The sequence below is a fragment of the Lentilitoribacter sp. JB5-8 genome (genome assembly GCF_055693385.1).
Genome location: NZ_CM146332.1, coordinates 3,766,261 through 3,788,559, shown reverse-complemented (window position 1 = coordinate 3,788,559; position 22,299 = coordinate 3,766,261). Strand labels below are relative to the sequence as shown.

Genomic DNA, 22,299 nt, shown 5'->3' with positions numbered 1-22,299 from the left:
AGATGCTTTATATTAGATGTCCTTATTGCGAAGAATATCGGCCTGAGATTGAATTTCGCCACGCTGGCGAAGCACATATCGAGCGCCCTAGCAATTTGGCTGAAATTTCTGCCGATGATATGGAAAAATTCTTGTTCATTCGCGAAAATAAGCGCGGCATTATCTTTGAAAGATGGCGCCATATCCATGGATGTGGCCGGTTCTTTAATTGTGTTCGCGACACTGTCACTGACCAAATCATCATGACGTATAAATCAGGTGAACCAAAGCCAACTGAAGACGAGATTGCAAAAGCCATTGCTGCTCTTAAAGAGGAGCAAATGTCATGAGTGGATTATATCGGATCTCCGGCAAAGGCCGCTTAACGCCCGCAAAAACTGTTGCATTTACATTCGATGGTAAATCTTATGAAGGGCTTGAAGGCGACACGCTAGCCTCTGCATTGTTGGCAAATGGTGTTGTGCTAACTGCGCGTTCATTCAAATATCATCGCCCGCGCGGCACGATGACTGAAGGCAGCGAAGAGCCAAATTCGTTGATTGGCGTTCGTCGTGATACGGCCCGCCAACAGCCAAATGTACGTGCTACCATGCAGGAAATTTATGATGGTTTTAATGCTGTTTCGCAAAACAGATGGCCATCACTTGCTTTTGATATTGGCTCGGTAAATTCACTATTGTCACCGCTCTTTGTTGCTGGTTTTTATTACAAAACCTTTATGTGGCCGCGAGCAGCATGGGAGAAGATTTACGAGCCAAATATTCGTGCAGCTGCCGGATTGGGCTTGTCTCCAACTGAGCAAGATCCGGATCACTATGCCAACAAATTTGCCTATGCTGATGTTGTCATTATTGGCGGGGGAGCTGCGGGATTATCTGCTGCACTTGCAGCTGCTAAGCAAGGTGTTTCAGTCATTATTTGCGATGAAAATGCTGAGTTTGGCGGTGCGCTTTTATATGAGACAGATGTGCAAATTGATGGCAAGTCTGGTTACGATTGGACACAGGATGTAATCGCTCAACTCAATGGTATGGACAATGTTACCATTCTACCGCGCACAACTGCTTTTGGTTATTACGCGCATAATATGATTGGTCTTTGCGAACGCATTACGGATCATCTTGCGATGCCGGAAGCTGATAGTCCACGTGAGCGTTTGTGGCAAATCCGCGCCAAGAAAGTGATCATTGCGCAAGGCGCGATTGAACGTCATCTTGTCTTTGCTAATAATGATCGTCCCGGCATTATGATGGCATCTGCGGCGCGCTCATATCTGAATAAATATGGTGTCGCTGTTGGCAGTAAAATTGGGGTCTATACGGCTTGCGACAGTGCATATGCTGCCGCCTTTGATCTCAAAGAGGCTGGTGTTGATATCCCAATTATCGTGGATAGTCGAAGCGAGGTCGATCCTGCACTATTAGAGCGTGCGCGCGAGCTTGGTTTGACCGTGCAAACCGGGCATAGTGTGATAGATACTACGGGAAAGCTGCGTATCTCTGGCATTAAAGTTGCAAAAAATGGTCAGATGGCCAATACGAAATATGACGTTGATGCCTTGTTGATATCCGGTGGTTGGACACCGTCATTGCATCTATATTCTCAGTCGCGGGCAAAACCATCTTGGGATAGCGATGTGAAACGTTTCTTGCCAGAAAATCCTGTTCAGGATCAGGTCTCAGTTGGTGCATGTAATGGAACTAACGACTTGTCTGAATTGATGGCCGAGGCACAATCAGCTGCACTGGAAGCGGCAAGTGCATTGGGTGTTAAAAAACTAAAGAAAGTTTCCACACCAAAAGATGTTGTAACAACCTACGGCCATGAAGGCGATCACATCGGTTCATCCCATGGCGCAGGTGCTGATGATGCGGTGAAAGCATTTGTTGATTATCAACATGATGTCGTTGCCAATGATATCCGTTTGGCGGTGCGTGAGGGTATGCGCTCGATCGAACATGTCAAGCGCTTTACGACAACGGGTATGGCAACCGATCAGGGCAAGACATCTAATTTGCATGGTTTGGCAATTGCCGCTGATGGCCTGGGCAAAGAGATCCCACAAGTGGGCCTGACGACCTTCCGTTCACCATTTACCCCAGTCAGCTTCGGTACGATCGTCAACCATGGCACAGGTGATTTGTTCGATCCTGTTCGCCGCACGCCCATGCATGATTGGGCAGTAGACCAAGGCGCGGTGTTTGAAGATGTCGGACAGTGGAAACGCGGATGGTATTTTCCGCAATCGGGCGAAGATATGCATGCTTCTGTTAATCGAGAATGTAAAACAGTGCGCGAAAGCGCAGGCGTATTTGACGCGTCAACGCTCGGGAAGATCGAAGTCGTTGGCCCTGATGCTGCTAAGTTTTTGGATATCATCTACACCAATGCATGGAGCACTCTGAAAGTTGGTCGTTGCCGTTACGGTATAATGACCCATGAAGATGGCTTCATCTTTGATGATGGTGTTGTCGGACGTTTGGCCGAAGATCGTTTCCATGTGACAACGACCACTGGCGGAGCTGCTGGCGTTCTCAATCACATGGAAGATTATCTTCAAACGGAGTTCCCTGAGCTTGATGTATGGCTCACATCTGTTTCCGAACAATGGGGTGTGATTGCCGTTCAAGGGCCAAAAGCGCGTGATATTATTGCGCCATTGGTTGAAGATATTGATCTCTCAACAGAGAACATGCCGCATATGTCAGTTCGCGAAGGCAAAATTTGCGGCGTACCGACACGTTTGTTCCGCATGTCGTTTACCGGTGAGATGGGATATGAGATTAATGTTCCTGCCGATTATGCGCAAAGCGTTTTAGAAGCCGTTTGGGTGGAAGCTCAAAAACACGATGCTTGCGCATATGGTACTGAAGCCATGCACGTTCTTCGCGCTGAAAAAGGCTATATTATCGTCGGTCAGGAAACCGATGGTTCTATTACGCCGCATGATGCTGGATTATCTTGGGCCGTTTCAAAAAAGAAAACGGACTTTGTCGGTATCCGCGGATTGATGCGTGATGATCTGGTCGCTGACGGCCGTAAGCAATTGGTTGGATTGAAAACCAAAGATCCAAAAGTTGTGCTCGAAGAAGGTGCGCAGATTGTTGCAGACCCTAATCAACCGATCCCGATGAAGATGTTGGGTCATGTGACATCATCTTATTGGTCTGAGAATTGTGGCCACTCAATTGCTTTGGCGATTGTCGAAGGTGGGCGCTCGAAGATCGGTGAAACACTTTACGTACCAATGCTTGATCGAACGATTGAGGTTGAAGTTGTCGATACGGTCTTTGTTGATCAAGATGGAGGGCGTTTAAATGGCTAATCCAACTCAAGCTTTGCGAAAATTACCACTTGATGGCCGTCTTGGAGGTGGTGCAGGTGTGTCGATCACACCGGCAAATCCAATGTCGCGCATATCTCTGCGCGTTAAGGAAAAGGATGTCAAAGCAGTGGGCAAGGCGCTTGGTGTTGCGTTGCCCGTGAAACCAAAGACATCATCTACTTCTAGCGATAAGGCTAATACTGGGCGATCCGCGCTTTGGATTGGTCCTGATGAATGGCTTATCCTTGATGATGAGACTGCAGATCTCAGCGGCGTTTTGACAAAAACCAAAGCCGTAATTTCGGTCGTTGATATTTCTCATCGCAATACCGCTATTCTGCTTGAAGGTCCAAAAGCGGTTGAAGTTCTGCGCTCTGGATGTCCGCAAAACTTAAATGATGATGTGTTCCCGGTCGGTGCATGTTCACGGACGATTTTGGGTAAGGCTGAAGTCGTTATCTGGCGGACAAGTGAACAGAGCTATCATGTTGAATGCTGGCGTTCGTTTTCAGACTATGCGTTTAAGTTTATGGCGCAGGCATCAAAAGGGCTCTCATAAGAGCCCTTTTAACTTATGTGATCACCGTTGGCGCATCTCGGCCAGTACGATTTTTTAATTCGGTGATAATTCCTGCAGCGTCAATCACATCCTTTAACGCGTCTTGCGGATCAAGTTCGTGATGGGCAGGATCAGCTTCGAAATATTCCATATAGACGCGCAATGTTGCACCTGTTGTACCCGTGCCAGACAGGCGTAATACAAGTCTTGCCCCACCTTTAAAGAAAATGCGAATGCCTTGATTAGAACTCGTCGAACCATCAACTGGATCAAGATAGGAAAAATCATCTGCATTTTCGATTTTATGAATGCCCGCAGATGTCCCTGCAAGATCGTCAAGCGAACTGCGCAGATCAGACATTAATGTGTTGGCGATATCAGTATCCAAGCCTTCATAGTCGTGACGTGAATAATATGTTCTGCCAAATGTCTTCCAGTGATCTTCAACAATCTCTTTCGCGCTTACATTTCGGCTTGCGAGAATGTTGAGCCATAATAATACCGCCCAAAGGCCATCTTTTTCGCGCACATGATCTGATCCTGTGCCGGCGCTTTCTTCACCGCAAATGGTGACTTTGCCTTCATCAAGCAAATTGCCGAAGAATTTCCAGCCGGTTGGGGTTTCATAAAGCGGAATGCCAAGTTTTTCGGCTACGCGATCAGATGCCATTGAGGTCGGCATGGAGCGCGCAATACCTGCAATTCCGTCTTTATAGGCCGGTGCATGATGGGCATTCGCTGCCAAGATCGCTAATGAATCTGATGGCGTAACATAGATATGCTTGCCGATAATTAGATTGCGGTCGCCATCACCATCAGATGCTGCGCCAAAATCTGGTGCATCATCGGCCATCATCATATCATAAAGTTTTTTGGCGTGAACGAGATTTGGATCAGGATGATGCCCACCAAAATCTGGAAGAGGGGTGCCGTTCATGACACAACCATCACCGGCGCCAAGACGGTTCTCAAATATCTCCAAAGCATAAGGACCTGTCACAGCACTCATAGCGTCAAATGCAAACTTAAAACCACCTGCGAACATTTGTTTGATTGCGGAAAAGTCAAACAGCTCTTCCATCAGATCTGCGTAGTCGGTAACTGGATCGATCACTTGAACAATCATATCGCCAAGTTTGCTCTCACCGATTTTATCAAGATCGATGTCAGAATATTCAGCGATTTTATAACTATCGATTTCCAATGTGCGAGCAAAGATTGCATCGGTGATGCGCTCTGGTGCCGGGCCACCATTGCCAATATTATATTTGATTCCAAAGTCTTCTTTTGGGCCACCTGGATTGTGGCTTGCGGATAAGATAATACCGCCGAAAGCTTTATATTTTCGAATAACATGCGAGGCCGCTGGGGTGGATAAAATACCGCCTTGGCCAATGATGATGCGGCCAAATCCGTTTGCGGCTGCCATTTTGATCGCGATCTGGATAACTTCGCGATTGTAAAAACGTCCGTCTCCACCAATCACGAGGCTTTCACCCGCAAATCCTTGTAAACTATCAAAGATCGCTTGGATGAAGTTTTCAGCATAATTTTTTTGCTGAAAAACAGGGACTTTTTTACGTAAACCAGACGTGCCTGGTTTTTGGTCTGTGTAGGGTGTTGTTGAAATGGTTTGGAACATGTTTGCCTCATAAAGTCGTGATGACAATATTTATTGAGTTTAACTGGTTACATCACCAGTTCAATCTTTAATGCGACTTAGGAGGGAAAAAGGATGGTGGGCGTAACAAGGATTGAACTTGTGACCTCCTCGATGTCAACGAGGCGCTCTCCCGCTGAGCTATACGCCCATCCGATTTGCCGCATACACCACAAAATCTAGGGTCGCGTCAATACTAATCTTTCCGATTTCTCAAATATCGCTCAAACGCAGGACTAGGCCGCGTTTAACATCTTTTCAACTTCATCGACCAAATCGCGCAAATGGAATGGTTTTGATAAAACCTTTGCATCTTTGGGAGCTTTTGAATCAGGATTTAGTGCAACAGCAGCAAAGCCTGTGATGAACATAACTTTTAGATCAGGATCGAGTTCCGTTGCGCGACGCGCAAGTTCAATACCATCCATTTCAGGCATGACAATATCTGTAAGCAAGAGTGAAAATGGCTCTTCGCGCAAGCGATCATAGGCACTCGCACCGTTGTCATAAGATAAAACGTCATAACCGGCTTTTTCTAGTGCTTTGACCAGAAAACGGCGCATATCATTGTCATCTTCAGCGAGAAGTATTTTCGGATTCATGTTTGTCCCAATTCCAAATTCTATCAGATATCTAGCATTTAAATATATAACCACAATAGTTACAGGCGGTAAATAAGCGGTGAATGTGAGGCGTTTTGTTCAATAATCTGGCCATAAATGCTAGACAGCATTGTAAGTAACTGGCAACATGGTTTTCAAATCGTAAACGAGGACGAGGATGAAGTTTGGCGGAAGACTTTGACTTTGCAGACATTTTTGGCTGCGACCCATTTGAGGTGGTCGAACCTTTGCGTCAAAGCAGGGCATTTGTTTTTAATTCTCCACATTCAGGTCGCGTTTACCCTCAGCAGTTTTTAGATCAATCTCGCCTAAACGATCATTTGATTCGTACTTCTGAAGATCACTATGTTGATCAGCTATATGCATGTGTTCCACATTTTGGTGTGCCACTATTAAGGGCGAACTTTCCAAGAGCGTGGCTCGATGTCAACCGCGAGCCGTATGAGCTTGACCCTAAAATGTTTAATGGGCCATTGCCACCTCATACAAATATCAGTTCAATTCGTGTGTCCGGCGGACTGGGTACCGTTCCCAAAATTGTCGCAGAAAATTGTGAGATTTATCATACGCGTCTGTCGGTAGGTGAGGGGCTTGATCGTGTAGAACATGTCTACCGACCTTATCATGAGAAACTGCGAAAACTGATTTCAAAAACACATGCTATGTTTGGATATGCGGTATTAATTGATTGCCATTCAATGCCATCAAACGTACGCGCATCTGCCGGGTTCCGCCGACCTGATTTTATCATCGGTGATCGCTATGGTACCAGTGCAGATACGCGATTGACACAAATTGCGTTGTTGCTCTTGCAAAGTATGGGTTATCACGCTGTGCACAATAAACCTTATGCTGGCGGATTTATTACTGAGCATTATGGCCGTCCGCATAGGAGCCTTCATGCTTTGCAGATAGAAATAAATCGCGGTCTTTATATCAATGAAAAAACTCTGGAATTAAAACCAGGATTTGACAAATTAGCGGATGATTTGCGCTTGTTTGTTGGCCAGTTTATGCAATATGTTGAACACGAATTATCCGACCTACAAAGCGCTGCTGAATAGACTTACTCTTTCTCACGCAGCTATTCCAAATATGATTGGAGCACTTAATGCTGCCTGATGTAAGCTTTTTTGACAAGCTGGCCGCTGCTGCCGCTACTGAGACAATGTCTAGGTTTCGCAGCAAAATTGAGATTGAGAACAAGTTAGATGGCGGTTTTGACCCTGTTACTGCAGCAGATAAAGGTGCAGAACGTGCAATCCGAGCCGTCATCGAAGCTGAATATCCTGATCATGGTATTTTGGGGGAAGAAGAAGAAAATAAAAACTTAGACAGTGAATTTGTTTGGGTGATTGATCCCATTGATGGAACGCGCGCTTTTATTACAGGTCTTCCAGTTTGGGGCACATTAATTGGTCTTTATCAAAATGGTCGCGCCGTTATGGGCATGATGGATCAGCCTTTTACCGGTGAAAGGTATTTATCTGACGGACAGTCTTCTTTTATGAAGTTTCGTGGTGGCGAGCCGCAAGTTTTAAAAACAAGCAACGTCACGGATTTGTCCAAAGCAAGTATGTTCACAACCACACCTGAGTTGCACAAAGGTGATAACTCAAAACGTTATTTTGCGCTCGAAAACGAGATAAACCTGCCGCGTTATGGCGTTGATTGTTATGCCTATGGCATGCTCTCAATGGGTCATGCTGACCTGGTTTGCGAATCCGCCTTACAGCCATATGATATTGGTGGCTTGATTGCAGTGGTTGAAAATGCAGGTGGGGTGGTAACTAAGTGGGATGGCGGTCGACCGGAAATGGGCGGAGATTGTCTTGCCGCTGCCACACCTGAATTGCATGCAAAAGCACTTGAGATCTTAAATAAGTAAGCCAGGGCATAACCCCTGGCTTTGTATTGTAGATTTGCCTTTAGCCAACGAGCTTTTTAATGTCGTCTTCAACCAAACCGCGGATATCATCGCGCTCCATTGCATAGGCAACATTTGCGAGGATGAACCCTTGCTTGGTACCACAATCATATGTGTTGCCGTTAAAGCGGTAGCCTGAAAACTTTTGCTCATTTGCGAGTTTAAGCATGGCATCTGTAATCTGGATTTCATTACCAGCGCCGCGTTCTTGGGTTTCCAAGATATCAAAAATTTCTGGCTGTAGAATGTATCTGCCATTGATGAAAAGATTTGAAGGCTCGGACCCACGTGGCGGTTTTTCGACCATCCCGGTGATTTCAAACCCACCATCAAGTTCTTCGCCAACACCGACAACGCCATATTTATGGGCATCTTCCATGGCCACTTCTTCAACTGAAATTACGTTGCCGCCAGTGTTGTTATAAAGGTCCATCATGCCCGACAAACATCCTTGCTTATCTTGCATCACCATATCTGGGAGCAAGAGTGCAAATGGTTCATCGCCGATGATATCACGTGCACACCAGACCGCATGACCAAGGCCAAGAGGTTCTTGTTGGCGCGTAAAACTTGTGGCGCCCGCTTTTGGTAGCATGGATGTTAGATTTTCAAGTTCAGCATTTTTACCGCGGTTTTTAAGCGTGTCGTTCAACTCATATTGAATGTCAAAATGATCTTCAATTACGGCTTTGTTGCGCCCAGTTACAAACACAACGTGTTCAATACCTGCTGCCATCGCTTCTTCAACCACGTATTGAACCACGGGCTTATCAACGATATTAAGCATTTCTTTGGGTACAGCTTTTGTACCTGGGAGAAATCTTGTGCCGAGACCTGCCACGGGTAAAACGGCTTTTCTTACTTTTTTGGAACTTGTCATCTTCCTGTCCTACTCTTCATGAATGGGATTATTGTTTGGTGGCAGATTGATAACCGCTAAATCCTAATGATTTCGCAATGCCCTTGTTTTGCTCACATTTATGGTAAAAATTAACTTAATTTGATTCTTTTGCCAGTACAAATTGAACTTAACGAAACGAACTTCAATACGGCGAGATGTAAGACAATGACACTTCAACATATCTCAAAAACGCTCATTTATGTATTCGCTACTTTTGCGATCACCATCGGATCTGTCTCAGCGGATACTAAATTTCGTAATTGGATCAATGGTTTTTACGCAACAGCGGCAAAACATGGGATTTCAAAAGCTACCTATAATCGTGCATTTAAAGGGGTTACGGCGCCCGATCCACGCGTGCTGGAACGTGCGCGTTATCAGCCAGAATTTCGCACCAAAATTTGGGATTACATCGATGCTAAAGTTAACCCTTATACCCTCGGCGAGGGGGCAAAGAAAAAGCGCCAACATGCTGCGGTTTTAAAAGCGCTTGAAGACCATTTTGGGGTTGATCAGCATGTTTTATTGGCCCTTTGGTCAGTTGAAAGTAATTATGGTGCGATTTTTCAGGATCGTTCCAAGCTGTTTAATGCACCGCATGCTTTGGCAACGCTTGCATATGCTGATCGGAAACGTTCAAAATATGCGCGCGCGCAATTGATCTCTGCATTAAAAATTATCCAACACGGAGATGTGCAAGCGAGCGATATGTATGGATCTTGGGCAGGTGCCCTTGGTCATACACAGTTCATTCCAACAAGCTATGATTTATATGCAGTTGATGCCGATGGAGATGGTAAGAAAGATATCTGGCGATCAATTCCGGATGCTTTGGCGACAGCAGCAAATTTGTTGGTCAAAAATGGATGGCGCCGCGGGGAGACTTGGGGATATGAAGCGAAAGCACCAAGATCTGGGTATAAATATAATGGCCAGACAAATACACTGGCGCAATGGGCTAAGTTGGGTTTTAAGCGGCCAAATGGTCGAAATTTTAGAGGTACAGGACGCCGTGCCGAATTAAAGTTCTTGGCCGGTGCAAATGGACCCGCATTTTTGATGATGCGAAACTTTTTTGTGATCAAAAAATACAACAATGCGAATTCATATGCTCTATCGGTTGGTTTGCTTGCGGATCGTCTGGCGGGTTATCCTGGCATGGTTCAGCGCTGGCCATTGCCGCCTGGCGCACTTAATGTTGATGAAAAAGTGTTGCTACAGAAGGGGTTAGCCAAACTTGGTTATTATAAAGGCGAGTTTGATGGGAACATTGGATCCGGCTCTCGCGCTTCTATCGCACAATTTCAGAAAAAATACGGTCTGACTGTTGACGAAAAACCATCGCAAAATTTGTTAAAAGCTGTTAAGAAAGCTGCTAAAATTAGATAGCTGCAAAATATTTGGAAATTTGGTTGTGAAATTCGGATTAAAAACATTCGCTTTTATCCTCGCATGTGTTGTCGCACTTTCAATGGTGGCACCATCTGTTGCGCCTAATTTTTTTGTCACTTCTGCATATGCGGAAACCAAAATTGTAAAAGTTAAAAAGAAAAAGCGGAACATTTTTCAAGTCATCTTTGGCAACCGAAAAAAGACAACCAAAAAGACCACAAAAAAAACCGTGAAGCGCAAGCGTACTACAAAAACCAAAACCGCTGTTGCAAGTGTGGAAAAGGTAGAAAATGCGCAAACCGTGCTGGTCATGGGAGATTTCATTGCGTCAGGCTTGGCCGATGGATTGAAGGTTGCCTATGCTAAAAAACCAGATGTTGCGATTGTTAAAAAATCTCGTGGATCTTCAACTATCGCTCGTCCTGACAATTATGATTGGATTAGCCAAACACCTGTTGTGGTGGAAGAGGTTAAACCGTCACTAATCGTGTTTAATATCGGATCCAGTGACCGTCAGGATATGAAAGTTGATGGCAGTTGGCTTAGTTTTGATAGCGAAGAGTGGTGGGCAGAATATCGCAAGCGCGTTGATAATCTAGCGCAGGTTCTGCGTTCACAAAATGTACCAGTTTTATGGGTAGGTGTGCCATCATTTAAATATACTAAAATGACGCGTGATATTCTTGCTTTCAATGGTATTTATCGTGATGCGATTGAAAAGGCCGGTGGTACGTTCGTTGATATCTGGGAAGGTTTTGTCGATGAAAATGGTAAGTTCATCTACACTGGCTCTGACATTAACGGCCAGCAGGTCCGCCTTCGTTCATCAGATGGTATCAACCTGACAAAGGCTGGAAAGCGTAAGCTTGCCTTTTATGTTGAAAAACCCGCAAGCCGATTTTTATCTTTCGGAAACAGCGTTCTAGCAGATCTTTATCGTGATGCGCAGCAGTCAGCCTTTGCCAACCGTCCATTACAGGATCCGAGATTGCTGACGAAAACCCGCGTTTACTCATTTACAGACCCTGAATTGGATGGCGGTGATTACCTGCTTGGCGGTGATAACCAAGCGCGTGTCTTTAAGGAAAAATCTCCATTAGATAAGCTGATTGAAACGGGTCAATTGCCTGCGACACAGACCGGTCGTGTTGATGACTTTACTTGGAAGGCAGCTGTTGGCGTTAAAAAACCAGCTGTTGAAGATGTGAAGGTTGAAGATAAGAGCGCATCTATCCAGCCTGTTGCATTGACAAACCCAATTACAGCGACAAACTAGGTTTTATATTTAATCGAATAAGTTCAATTAGCTGGATATTGCTCCAGCTAATTTGATATTTTTATCGTGGGAGAACTGTTTCGCCCATGAGTTCGAGATCAATAGCGCGTGCTGCCTGACGCCCTTCACGAATGGCCCAGACAACAAGTGATTGACCGCGGCGCACGTCACCTGCGACCCATACATTATCAACGCTTGATTTGTAATCCTGGTCATTGGCAACAACCGATTTAGAACCGCGGCGATCCGTTGAAATTGAAAGCGCATCACCAAGTTCTGCAACAACGCTATCTTCGTAAGGACCGCGGAAACCGATAGCGATAAATGCCAGATCAGCTTGAATGATAAATTCTGTTCCAGCAATTGGCTTACGTTGTTCGTCAACTTTGCAACATTTAACGCCGGTTAGAACACCATCTTCGCCAACAAATTCAAGCGTTCCGATTTGGAACTCGCGCTCTACGCCTTCAGCTTGCGAAGATGATACGCGCATTTTAGTCGCCCAGAATGGCCATACTGCAAGCTTGTCCTCAACTTCCGGCGGTTGCGGGCGAATATCGAGCTGCGTAACCTTCACAGCACCCTGGCGGAATGCAGTGCCCACACAGTCAGATGCTGTGTCACCACCACCAACAACAACAACGTGTTTGCCGCCTGCTGTGATTTCTTCAGCTTCCCAACCAACACTTTGGATGTCTTCGCCGCCAACGCGTTTGTTCTGCTGAACAAGATAAGGCATTGCATCGTGTACACCATCAAGCTCTGTGCCATCTAGGCCAGATTCACGTGGTGTTTCAGAGCCACCTGCATAGAGCACAGCGTCATATTCTGATTTTAAGTCTTCAACCGTTTTATCAACACCGATGTTTACATTGTAGAAGAAGGTAACGCCTTCGCCTTCCATCTGTTTAACGCGGCGATCGATGTGGTGTTTTTCCATTTTAAAGTCTGGAATGCCAAAGCGGAGAAGACCGCCTGCTTTTGATTCACGCTCGAAGATGTGCACTTCATGGCCAACGCGACCTAATTGTTGAGCAGCTGCGAGACCTGCGGGACCGGAACCGATGATCGCAACTTTTTTGCCAGTTTTTTCTTTAGCTGGTTGTGATGCATAATAGCCTTTTTCATAGGCTTTATCCGCAATAGCGTTTTCGATAGTTTTGATGGTAACCGGAATATCTTCCAAATTCAGCGTACATGCTTCTTCACATGGTGCAGGGCAGATACGGCCAGTGAAATCAGGGAAGTTATTTGTAGAATGCAGATTCTTAATCGCTGAATCCCAGTCATTGTTATAGACAAGATCGTTCCAGTCAGGGATTTGGTTGTTGATAGGACAACCAGTTTCGTCATGGCAATAAGGTACACCACAATCCATGCAACGCGCTGCTTGATCACGAAGTGATTCATCGCTCATGGGAATGGTGAATTCTTTAAAGTGGCGAATTCGATCTGAAGCTGGCTGATATTTCGCTGTACGGCGATCTATTTCCAAAAATCCTGTAACTTTACCCATAATACAAATCCTTAATCCAATTGGACTGCGGTACCTGAAGCAGATACCATCAGCATTGAGGAGTTTCCTCCAGCTGAAATATTTTCATAGTCAATGTCGACGCCAATAATTGCATTGGCGCCAAGCGAAGCAGCTTCGGCACGAAGTTCATCAAGGGCAATTTCGCGCGCTTCGCGAAGTGACTTTTCATAAGCGCCTGATCTGCCACCAACAATGTCACGAATGCCAGCAAGAAAATCTTTAAAGATATTCGTGCCTAAAATGGCTTCACCTGTGACAATTCCGTGGTAACGCGTGATCGTTTTACCTTCGATACTGTTAGTCGTTGATACGATCATTAAACTACTCCGCAGCTACCTTAGCATTTTCCATCTCTTCCAACGCGCGGCGATATTCTACCGGCATCACTTTACGGAATTTCGGGCGGTAATCTGACCAATTATCCAAGATGTCTTGACCACGTGTTGATCCGGTATGATGAACGTGATTTGCAATAAGCTTATACAAACGCTCTTCATCATTTTTCGTCATATCAGATTTGACATCAACGCGACCCTTATGCATGAGATCTCCGCCGTGGTGATGAAGTTTTTCCAAGATGTCATCTTCTTCTGGAACTGGCTCAAGTTCAACCATGGCCATATTGCAGCGCTCGGCAAAGTCATTGGTTTCATCAAGCACATAAGCAACCCCGCCGGACATCCCTGCGGCAAAGTTTCTGCCTGTTTTACCAATCACGACGACAAGACCGCCAGTCATATATTCGCAACCGTGATCGCCAACACCTTCAACAACGGCGATAGCACCTGAGTTACGCACAGCAAAACGCTCACCTGCCACACCGCGGAAATAACATTCGCCGCCGATCGCACCATAAAGAACCGTGTTGCCGACAATGATGGATTCTTCAGCGATGATATTTGTATCTTGCGGAGGCTTGATCACGATGCGGCCACCGGAAAGACCTTTACCGACATAATCATTGCCATCGCCTGTTAGCGTAAAGCTTACGCCTTTGGTCAAGAAAGCACCAAATGATTGGCCAGCGGTTCCCTCCAGCTCAACAGAGATAGTATCCGTTGGAAGGCCTTTGTAACCGTAGCGTCTTGCAACTTCACCAGACAGCATAGCGCCTGTAGAGCGATCAACATTCTTGATCTCAGTCATGATCTTAACCGCTTCGCCTTTTTCAAGTGCAGGCATCGCTTGTTCGATCAATTTGCGATCTAGGATATCATCAATTGGATGGTCCTGACGCATTGTCCAGTAGATATCTTCTTTTGCAGCTTCTGGTTTGTAGAACACATTTGTGAAATCCAAACCTTCAGCTTTCCAACGTTCAACCAATTTTTCTTTTTCAAGAAGTTGAGATTGGCCGATCAAATCATCGAATTTTGTAAAGCCCATTTCGGCCATCAATGCTCTGATTTCTTCAGCAACAAAGAAGAAGTAATTAATCACATGCTCAGGTGTACCTTTAAAGCGTTTGCGCAAGACAGGGTCTTGTGTTGCAACGCCAACAGGACAAGTATTCAGGTGACACTTACGCATCATGATACAGCCAGCTGCAATCAATGGAGCTGTTGAAAAACCAAATTCATCAGCACCAAGCAATGCGCCGACAATCACGTCGCGACCAGTTTTCAAACCGCCGTCGACTTGCAATGCAATACGTGAGCGCAGACCATTAAGTACAAGCGTCTGATGTGTTTCTGCCAGACCAAGCTCCCATGAAGAGCCTGCATGTTTAAGCGATGTCAAAGGTGATGCACCAGTACCGCCATCAAATCCTGAGATTGTGATGTGGTCCGCACGTGCTTTTGCAACACCAGCTGCAACAGTTCCAACACCCACTTCAGACACAAGTTTCACTGAGATATCTGAAACAGGGTTCACGTTTTTAAGATCGTAGATCAGCTGAGCGAGATCTTCGATTGAATAAATGTCGTGGTGCGGTGGTGGAGAAATAAGACCAACACCTGGTGTTGAGTGACGTGTTTTAGCAATTGTCGCGTCCACTTTGTGGCCAGGCAATTGTCCACCTTCGCCAGGCTTTGCACCTTGGGCAACTTTAATCTGAATCATGTCGGAATTGACAAGATATTCAGTAGTCACACCAAAACGACCGGAAGCAACCTGCTTGATCGCAGAACGCTCTGGGTTTGCAGTGCCATCAGGAAGCGGGTTAAAGCGATCAGGCTCTTCACCACCTTCACCAGTGTTTGATTTGCCGCCAATTTCGTTCATAGCAATCGCCAAAGTCGTATGTGCTTCGCGGCTGATTGAGCCAAATGACATGGCGCCTGTTGAGAAGCGTTTTACAATATCGCTTGCAGATTCAACTTCATCGATTGAAACTGGTTTACGGCCGTCTTCTTCTGCAGTTTTGATTTTGAACAATCCGCGGATTGTGTTCAAACGCAGTGAAGATTCGTTGACCAATTTGGCAAACTCATTGTAGCGGTCCTGCGCATTGCCGCGCACCGCATGTTGAAGCGCCACAACAGCACCAGGTGCCCAGGCGTGATCTTCACCACGTGTTCTATAGCCATATTCGCCACCCACTTCGAGGAAGTTGCGAAGAACAGGATCTTTGCTAAATGCAGCCGTGTGACGTTCTGCAGTTTCAGCTGCAACTTCTTTGAGGCCTACACCTTCAATTTTTGTAGCCGTGCCTGTGAAATACTTATCAACAAACTCAGTCGCTAAACCAACTGCGTCAAAGATCTGTGCACCACAATAAGATTGGTAAGTTGAAATGCCCATTTTAGACATAACTTTCAAAATACCTTTGCCGATTGCTTTGATGTAACGTGTTACAACTTCATGACGATCAACTTCCGGTGGGAATGCAGTGTTTTCATGCATGTCGATCAATGTATCAAAGGCCAAGTATGGGTTGATCGCTTCCGCACCAAATCCAGCCAAACAGCAGAAGTGATGTACTTCGCGTGGTTCACCTGATTCAACCACAAGACCCACAGATGTGCGCAACCCTTTGCGAATAAGGTGATGGTGTACAGCTGCGGTTGCGAGAAGTGCTGGGATTGCCAAACGATCTGGTCCGATGCGACGATCTGACAAGATGATAATGTTGTAATTGCCTCTCACCGCTGCTTCAGCGCGCTCACAAAGATTAGTCAGCGCTGCATCCATACCCTCAGGGCCTTCTGAACTATCATAGCTCATGCCTAGTGTTTTGGTGTCAAAGCGATCATCCATTTGGCTGATAGAACGAATTTTCTCCAAATCGCCATTGGTCAAAATCGGCTGACGCACTTCAAGACGTTTCAGCTTTGATGCACCTTCATGATCAAGAAGGTTCGGACGTGGTCCAATAAATGACACCAAGCTCATGACCAATTCTTCACGAATTGGATCAATCGGTGGGTTTGTCACCTGCGCAAAGTTTTGCTTGAAATATGTATAAAGCAGCTTTGATTTTTCAGACATTGCCGAAATCGGCGTGTCAGTACCCATGGAGCCAATAGCCTCTTGGCCAGTGGTTGCCATTGGAGACATCAAGATTTTTGTATCTTCTTGCGTGTAACCAAATGCTTGCTGACGATCGAGCAAGCTTACATCATGACGCACTTCACGCGGCTCAACAGGATCTAAGTCTTCCAAGATAAGCTGTGTGTTATCCAGCCATTCACGATATGGGTGGCTATCTGCCAACTGAGATTTAATCTCGTCGTCGGAAATGATGCGACCTTCGTCCATATCAATGAGAAGCATTTTACCAGGTTGCAAACGCCATTTCTGGACGATGTTTTTCTCTTCAACTGGTAATACGCCTGCTTCAGACGCCATGATAATGCGATTATCTTTGGTGACGATGTAGCGGGCAGGGCGCAAACCGTTACGATCAAGTGTAGCACCGATTTGACGGCCATCTGTAAAGGCAACAGCTGCCGGGCCATCCCATGGCTCCATCAATGCTGCATGATAGTTGTAGAACGCTTTGCGATCTTCAGACATTAGCTTGTTGCCAGCCCATGCTTCTGGGATCAGCATCATAACTGCATGCGCCATTGAATATCCGCCTTGGATCAAGAATTCCAAAGCATTATCAAAACATGCTGTATCTGATTGGCCTTCATAGGAAATTGGCCACATTTTCTCAATGTCATCGCCAAATAATGGTGATGTGATTGATGCTTGACGGGCTGCCATCCAGTTCACGTTACCGCGCAATGTGTTGATCTCACCATTATGCGCCACCATGCGATAAGGGTGTGACAAACGCCATGATGGGAACGTGTTGGTTGAAAAACGCTGGTGAACTAGTGCAACAGCTGATTCAAAACGTGGATCAGCTAGGTCTTTATAGTAGGCGCCAACCTGATAGGCGAGGAACATGCCTTTATAAACAATAGTTCTAGCTGAGAATGAAACTGGATAAAAAGTTTCACTGTCAAATTTATGCGTATCCAACAAGCGGTTAGAAATCACTTTGCGAAGTGTATAGATCGCGCGCTCATATTCGTCATCATCACCCATACTTTCATCGCGGCCGATGAAAATTTGGTAATGCACTGGTTCAGTCGCTGCGATTTCTGGGTCTTTAGACAAAGATGAATTGTCAACTGGTACATCACGGATCGTGATAAGCTCAAAACCTTCGTCGATGATTGTATCTGTAATTGCATCCAAGATTTTCTGACGGATGTCTTCGTCTTGGGTAAGGAAGAAATATCCAACGCCATAATCGCCTTCTTCGGGCAACGCGACATCGTCTTTGGCCAATTCTTCTTTAAAGAATGTGTGCGGAATTTGCATAAGCATACCCGCGCCGTCACCCATAAGCGGATCAGCCCCCACAGCACCACGGTGCGTTAGGTTTTCGAGCATGAACAAACCGTCTTTAACGATCTGGTGGGATTTCTCGCCTTTCATATGCGCGACAAAGCCCACACCACATGCATCATGTTCATTGCGTGGATCGTACATGCCCTGTTTATGAGGTAAACCAAAAGTATGAACAGGTTTTCGCGTATCAGCATGATTTGCTGTTACGTTTTGCTGTTGTGGCGCGGATGGCGAATGTTTCGTCATCGTCTCGTCTCCTTCTGGCCCTAAGGGCATTTAATCTGCTCCGGCTTATAATAAGCGCGAAGAATACTCCGATCGTGTTTGTGTCATCTCAAAATCCAAGTTTTATGACACGTATGAAAATACGCGGACATTGCATTTAAGATTTTGTGATGCACCAATTTTTCAGCTTCCGCTTTCTCTCAAGACTTGCGGTAATCTGCGCTGGCATTGATCACGTGTTACGTAAATTTGTAAGCTTACGTCGAAATAGGACAGCATGTCTGTCCTATTCTTGTGGTTCTATGCCAGAACATATGACGTTTCGCAAGGTCAGGCTGGCATTTTATTGGCTGGCTGTGACAAATTTCCCAGTAATTAACAGCATCTGTGTGAATATCGTCGCCTAAATTCTATTGCTACTCAATATATAATGTCAGCCAAAGCGTGTCCATTCTTTGTGCATAGGCTATCTTGTGGTAAGATATGGGTAAGCTTAATGAAGTTTATTGAGTTCTCCGGCGATAAACTAATTCTCGCGAATTGTTCACATTCAGTTGATCAAATCTAACGCGTCGTTGATTTCCAATTGATCTGTGATTTCGTTAGTAATGTTTGTGTCGGGTCACTAACGACCCAAAACGATGAATGGTCATCCTAAGGAGAATTTAAATGTCTAAGAAAATTGTTGGTGCATCTGCACTTGCTGGCGCAGTAGCTATGGCTCTTTCAGGTGCAACTTTGGTTGCTTCTACAACTGGCGCATCTGCAGCTAAAGAAAAATGCTACGGCGTTTCACTAGCTGGTAAAAACGATTGTGCTGCTGGTCCAGGTACTTCATGTGCAGGTACTTCTACAGTTGACTACCAAGGCAACGCTTGGAAATCAGTAGAAGCTGGTACATGTGTATCAATGGCAGTACCTGGCGATCGTAAAGGTTCACTTGAGCCTCTAACACGTGACCTTCCAGCTTAATAATTAGGCTCATTGTTTGTCAGATAGGAGTGATGAGATGTTGAATGCCACCCCCGGCCTATCCCAGCTGATCATGAATATCTGGCAGAGTGTTCGGTTCCTGCAAGAGCGGGAGCCGGACTCAAAGGTCAGCATATCGACGACATCTTGTCAGACGATTACAAGATGGGGTTCTTTGAAGTCCATGCTGAAAACTACATGGGCGAGGGCGGTTTACCGCATCAGGCGCTCACACAAATTCGAAATAATTTCCCTATAACTGTGCATGGCGTTGGTCTTTCCATTGGTTCAGAGCGTGGTCTTGATCATGATCATATTGAACGTTTGGCAAAGGTTGTGGATCGCTATCAACCTGGCATAGTGTCTGAACACTTGGCCTGGTCCACCCATGATAATCATTACTATAATGATCTGTTGCCGGTACCTTATGATCAAGTGACTTTGGATCGCGTTGTTAGTCATATCGGGCAAGTGCAGGATAGGTTAAAACGTCCAATATTACTTGAAAATCCATCCACTTATGTTGCGTTTGAACAATCAACCATGAGTGAGACAGATTTTATAACAGAAATTGCTCGACGGGCGGGCTGTGGCCTGCTGCTCGACATTAACAATGTCTTTGTATCTGCGACAAACCACAAATATAGCCCTGAGAAATATCTATCTGAATTTCCGCTTGGGCATGTCGGTGAAATTCACCTTGCAGGGCATGCGGAAGATAAAGACGATGATGGCGAAACATTGCTCATTGATGCGCACGATCGCCCCGTTGCTGACGAGGTTTGGAAGCTTTACAAAGATGTCGTCACGCAAATGGGACCAATACCAACATTAATTGAATGGGATAACGATGTGCCGGAATGGCATATTTTGCGGCGCGAAGCGAAAATAGCTGAAGCCATTTTGGACGCGGTGCCAGAACATCCTTTACTAGGAGAGCGTCATGCCAGCGCGGCTGAGTGAGTTGTCTGACGAATACAACGTTACTCAAGACACGTTTTCATCTCTTTTGCTTGATCCTGAAATACCGTGCCCAAAAGGTTTGGTTAGCCCGTCCGGCAAAGCGGATGCCAAAAGGTTTTCAGTTTATCGTAACAATGTGGTTGTCGGTTTAACCGGCGCATTAGCGGATATTTTCCCAGCTATACAAAGACTGTTAGGTGAGGAGGCATTTATGTCCCTTGCGCGGTTGTTTGTTGCCGAGAACCCACCAACTTCACCTTTAATGTTTAAATATGGAAACGGATTTGCCGAATTTATTGAAGGCTTTGAACCGCTACAAAATTATCCTTATTTAGGTGATGTGGCGCGTATTGAACGTATGTGGCTTGATTGTTTTCATGCAGCAGATGCAGCGCCAATTGCAGCAGATGCGCTGGCCGCATTCCCTTCAGAGAAACTAGGCGATGTGGTGTTTGAAAAACATCCTGCTGTGCGGCTTTTTTCCAGCCAGTTTGCAGCTGTTTCAATCTTTTCTGCCAATCGTCAAGGTGCAGCGATGGACGGAATTGATCCTGCCGCAGGGGAAGATTGTTTGATTGCAAGACCAGATGCGCAAGTTGATGTCCGGCAAATACCGCAGGCAGCAACACTATTTTTCCAAACGCTATTTGATGGTCATACTTTAGGAGAGGCTGCTAATGCAGCCAGTGGCGTTGATCCTGAGTTTGATATTTCAATGGCGATTTCAACCATGCTTGAAGCAGGTATCTTTTCAAGCTGTAAAATAATTAACGAAGAGCCAGATCAAACTGGACGATAATACAAAGTAAGGGCGACAAAATGAATGGACTAATCAAACTTATACGCAATCTACACGATGGCGTTTTTAACTTTATCACACGCATCACTGAGGGTTGGTTTCTCGGGCTTTTTGCTCGCTTCACTTTTGTTGCCGTCTTGTATGGGTATTATTTCAATTCCGCGCTGACGAAAGTTAAAATTGACGAACTTGGCATTCTCGGGTTTTTCCAAATCTCAGATGGCGCGTATTTTCAGATCGCAATGCCTGCGGTTGAAGCCGCCGGGTTTGATCCTTCAGCGGTCGCATTTTTCCCACATGGCCTCATCGTTTTCTTGGGAACTTATGCTGAATTTATTCTTCCTGCGTTGATTGTCATCGGCTTATTCTCACGTGTTGCAGCTGCCGGCATGATTGGCTTTATCATCGTGCAATCGCTTACAGATGTGTTCGTGCACAATATTGGTGCGGAAAGCACTGGCGCGTTGTTTGATCGCTTCCCAGATTCATTGATCCTAGATCAGCGTTTACTTTGGATCTTTGTGCTTGCTGTTATCGTGCTTAAAGGCGCTGGCAAGGTTTCGGTCGATCATTTGCTGTCAAAGCGCGCGTTAGCCTAACAATCTAATCTCATAACAAATAAAAAATGGCGTCCGATTGGGCGCCATTTTCCGTTTTGAGCTTCGACCTTTTTTGGGGAGGAGGAGGGAGGAAGGCCGAAGATCAAATCATGATTAGAAACTATGCCTTAGCTTCTTCGATCTGCTTTGTTTCTGAAGCGACATTTGGGCTTGCAGAAATCGCGATTTTACGCAGCTTCTTTTCTTCAGGTACTTCACGAACAAGATCGATATAGAGCAGACCATTTTTCAGGTTTGCACCATGGATGTGCATATGCTCTGCAAGCTGAAAACGACGCTCAAAGGCGCGAGTGGCTATGCCGCGATGCAGATAAGTTGCCTCATCTTGTTCATCTGATGTTGCCTTCTCGCCGCGAATTGTAAGCGTGTTCTCGCGCGCTTCAACATCAAGTTCATCTTCAGCGAAACCTGCGACAGCCATTGTGATGGTGTAAGCATCGTCAGCGGTGCGCTCGATGTTGTATGGTGGATATGATTTGGTTTGTTCGGGCTGGCCGAGGCTATCTAACATTGTAAATAGACGGTCGAAACCAACTGTTGAACGATAAAAAGGTGAAAAATCTACGTGACGCATGTGTGTTCTCCATTGAGCAACTAGTGTTTTGCGTTAGCAAACTTGATCCCAAATCTGGCGATCAATTTGCGGTTATATCAGGCCCATTATTGGCGCCTGTAGAATATAGATGGGGAGCAGAATTTAGCATTTCAAGAGATATATTCATTTTTTGA

18 protein-coding genes and 1 tRNA gene are annotated in these 22,299 nt (G+C 45.6%); 11 read left to right on the top strand and 8 right to left on the bottom strand.

Annotated features, from left to right (window positions below):
• Nucleotides 1-2 precede the first annotated feature (2 nt).
• The 3 genes from ACZ1GZ_RS18325 to ACZ1GZ_RS18315 are packed head-to-tail and all read left to right on the top strand — an operon-like array spanning nt 3 to nt 3,884.
• Nucleotides 3-329 (top strand): sarcosine oxidase subunit delta, encoded by a 327-nt coding sequence (locus tag ACZ1GZ_RS18325; protein ID WP_472666342.1) that lies wholly within the window; start codon nt 3-5, stop codon nt 327-329.
• The gene (locus ACZ1GZ_RS18320) at nt 326-3,325 is read left to right on the top strand and encodes a sarcosine oxidase subunit alpha (protein WP_472666341.1); all 3,000 of its coding nucleotides are present in this window, start codon (nt 326-328) and stop codon (nt 3,323-3,325) included. The genes ACZ1GZ_RS18325 and ACZ1GZ_RS18320 overlap by 4 nt, the downstream gene beginning before the upstream one ends.
• Nucleotides 3,318-3,884, top strand: coding sequence for a sarcosine oxidase subunit gamma (locus tag ACZ1GZ_RS18315; RefSeq protein ID WP_472666340.1), 567 nt, complete (start codon nt 3,318-3,320; stop codon nt 3,882-3,884). Before ACZ1GZ_RS18320 ends, ACZ1GZ_RS18315 begins: the two co-directional genes overlap by 8 nt.
• A 13-nt stretch (nt 3,885-3,897) precedes the next feature.
• Here the strand turns inward: ACZ1GZ_RS18315 and ACZ1GZ_RS18310 are convergent, their stop codons facing one another.
• The 3 genes from ACZ1GZ_RS18310 to cpdR1 form a co-directional block, all read right to left on the bottom strand.
• Nucleotides 3,898-5,526: an alpha-D-glucose phosphate-specific phosphoglucomutase gene (locus ACZ1GZ_RS18310; RefSeq protein ID WP_472666339.1), complete on the bottom strand. Its 1,629-nt coding sequence runs from the start codon at nt 5,524-5,526 to the stop codon at nt 3,898-3,900.
• A 94-nt stretch (nt 5,527-5,620) separates the two neighbouring features.
• A tRNA-Val gene (locus ACZ1GZ_RS18305) sits at nt 5,621-5,695 on the bottom strand.
• Between the two features lie 85 nt (nt 5,696-5,780).
• On the bottom strand, nt 5,781-6,146 hold the full coding sequence (gene cpdR1, locus ACZ1GZ_RS18300; RefSeq protein ID WP_472666338.1) for a response regulator CpdR1: 366 nt from the start codon (nt 6,144-6,146) through the stop codon (nt 5,781-5,783).
• A 185-nt stretch (nt 6,147-6,331) separates the two neighbouring features.
• Between cpdR1 and ACZ1GZ_RS18295 the strand changes: the two genes are divergently transcribed.
• Nucleotides 6,332-7,231: an N-formylglutamate amidohydrolase gene (locus tag ACZ1GZ_RS18295; protein WP_472666337.1), complete on the top strand. Its 900-nt coding sequence runs from the start codon at nt 6,332-6,334 to the stop codon at nt 7,229-7,231.
• 47 nt (nt 7,232-7,278) lie between these two features.
• The gene (gene hisN / locus ACZ1GZ_RS18290; RefSeq protein ID WP_472666336.1) at nt 7,279-8,055 is read left to right on the top strand and encodes a histidinol-phosphatase; all 777 of its coding nucleotides are present in this window, start codon (nt 7,279-7,281) and stop codon (nt 8,053-8,055) included.
• Between the two features lie 40 nt (nt 8,056-8,095).
• Here hisN and galU read toward each other — a convergent pair whose 3' ends face one another.
• Nucleotides 8,096-8,974 carry a UTP--glucose-1-phosphate uridylyltransferase GalU gene (galU, locus tag ACZ1GZ_RS18285; RefSeq protein WP_472666335.1) on the bottom strand — a complete coding sequence of 293 codons (879 nt, stop codon included), beginning with the start codon at nt 8,972-8,974 and terminating at the stop codon, nt 8,096-8,098.
• Nucleotides 8,975-9,160: 186 nt separating this feature from the next.
• Between galU and ACZ1GZ_RS18280 the strand changes: the two genes are divergently transcribed.
• Together ACZ1GZ_RS18280 and ACZ1GZ_RS18275 are read left to right on the top strand one after the other, a co-directional pair.
• Nucleotides 9,161-10,384 carry a lytic murein transglycosylase gene (locus tag ACZ1GZ_RS18280; RefSeq protein WP_472666334.1) on the top strand — a complete coding sequence of 408 codons (1,224 nt, stop codon included), beginning with the start codon at nt 9,161-9,163 and terminating at the stop codon, nt 10,382-10,384.
• Between the two features lie 25 nt (nt 10,385-10,409).
• A complete protein-coding gene (locus ACZ1GZ_RS18275) occupies nt 10,410-11,663 on the top strand; it encodes an SGNH/GDSL hydrolase family protein (RefSeq protein ID WP_472666333.1) in 1,254 nt (417 codons plus the stop codon).
• A gap of 61 nt (nt 11,664-11,724) precedes the next feature.
• On the opposite strand, the gene ACZ1GZ_RS18270 is transcribed toward ACZ1GZ_RS18275, so the two are convergent.
• The 3 genes from ACZ1GZ_RS18270 to gltB are packed head-to-tail and all read right to left on the bottom strand — an operon-like array spanning nt 11,725 to nt 18,237.
• The gene (locus tag ACZ1GZ_RS18270; RefSeq protein ID WP_472666332.1) at nt 11,725-13,179 is read right to left on the bottom strand and encodes a glutamate synthase subunit beta; all 1,455 of its coding nucleotides are present in this window, start codon (nt 13,177-13,179) and stop codon (nt 11,725-11,727) included.
• 11 nt (nt 13,180-13,190) lie between these two features.
• Nucleotides 13,191-13,517, bottom strand: coding sequence for a heavy metal-binding domain-containing protein (locus ACZ1GZ_RS18265; RefSeq protein WP_472666331.1), 327 nt, complete (start codon nt 13,515-13,517; stop codon nt 13,191-13,193).
• 4 nt (nt 13,518-13,521) lie between these two features.
• On the bottom strand, nt 13,522-18,237 hold the full coding sequence (gene gltB / locus ACZ1GZ_RS18260; RefSeq protein ID WP_472666330.1) for a glutamate synthase large subunit: 4,716 nt from the start codon (nt 18,235-18,237) through the stop codon (nt 13,522-13,524).
• Nucleotides 18,238-18,885: 648 nt separating this feature from the next.
• Here gltB and ACZ1GZ_RS18255 point away from each other — a divergent pair.
• The 4 genes from ACZ1GZ_RS18255 to ACZ1GZ_RS18240 are packed head-to-tail and all read left to right on the top strand — an operon-like array spanning nt 18,886 to nt 21,549.
• On the top strand, nt 18,886-19,188 hold the full coding sequence (locus ACZ1GZ_RS18255) for a BufA1 family periplasmic bufferin-type metallophore (protein ID WP_472666329.1): 303 nt from the start codon (nt 18,886-18,888) through the stop codon (nt 19,186-19,188).
• A 60-nt stretch (nt 19,189-19,248) separates the two neighbouring features.
• On the top strand, nt 19,249-20,151 hold the full coding sequence (gene bufB, locus ACZ1GZ_RS18250; RefSeq protein ID WP_472668358.1) for an MNIO family bufferin maturase: 903 nt from the start codon (nt 19,249-19,251) through the stop codon (nt 20,149-20,151).
• Nucleotides 20,132-20,950, top strand: a complete 819-nt coding sequence (locus tag ACZ1GZ_RS18245; RefSeq protein ID WP_472666328.1) for an HvfC/BufC N-terminal domain-containing protein — start codon at nt 20,132-20,134, stop codon at nt 20,948-20,950. The genes bufB and ACZ1GZ_RS18245 overlap by 20 nt, the downstream gene beginning before the upstream one ends.
• 20 nt (nt 20,951-20,970) lie before the next feature.
• Entirely contained in the window at nt 20,971-21,549 is a 579-nt protein-coding gene (locus tag ACZ1GZ_RS18240) for a DoxX family protein (RefSeq protein WP_472666327.1), read from the top strand.
• Nucleotides 21,550-21,670: 121 nt separating this feature from the next.
• Here the strand turns inward: ACZ1GZ_RS18240 and ACZ1GZ_RS18235 are convergent, their stop codons facing one another.
• A complete protein-coding gene (locus ACZ1GZ_RS18235; protein ID WP_472666326.1) occupies nt 21,671-22,144 on the bottom strand; it encodes an Hsp20 family protein in 474 nt (157 codons plus the stop codon).
• Nucleotides 22,145-22,299: the final 155 nt, after the last annotated feature.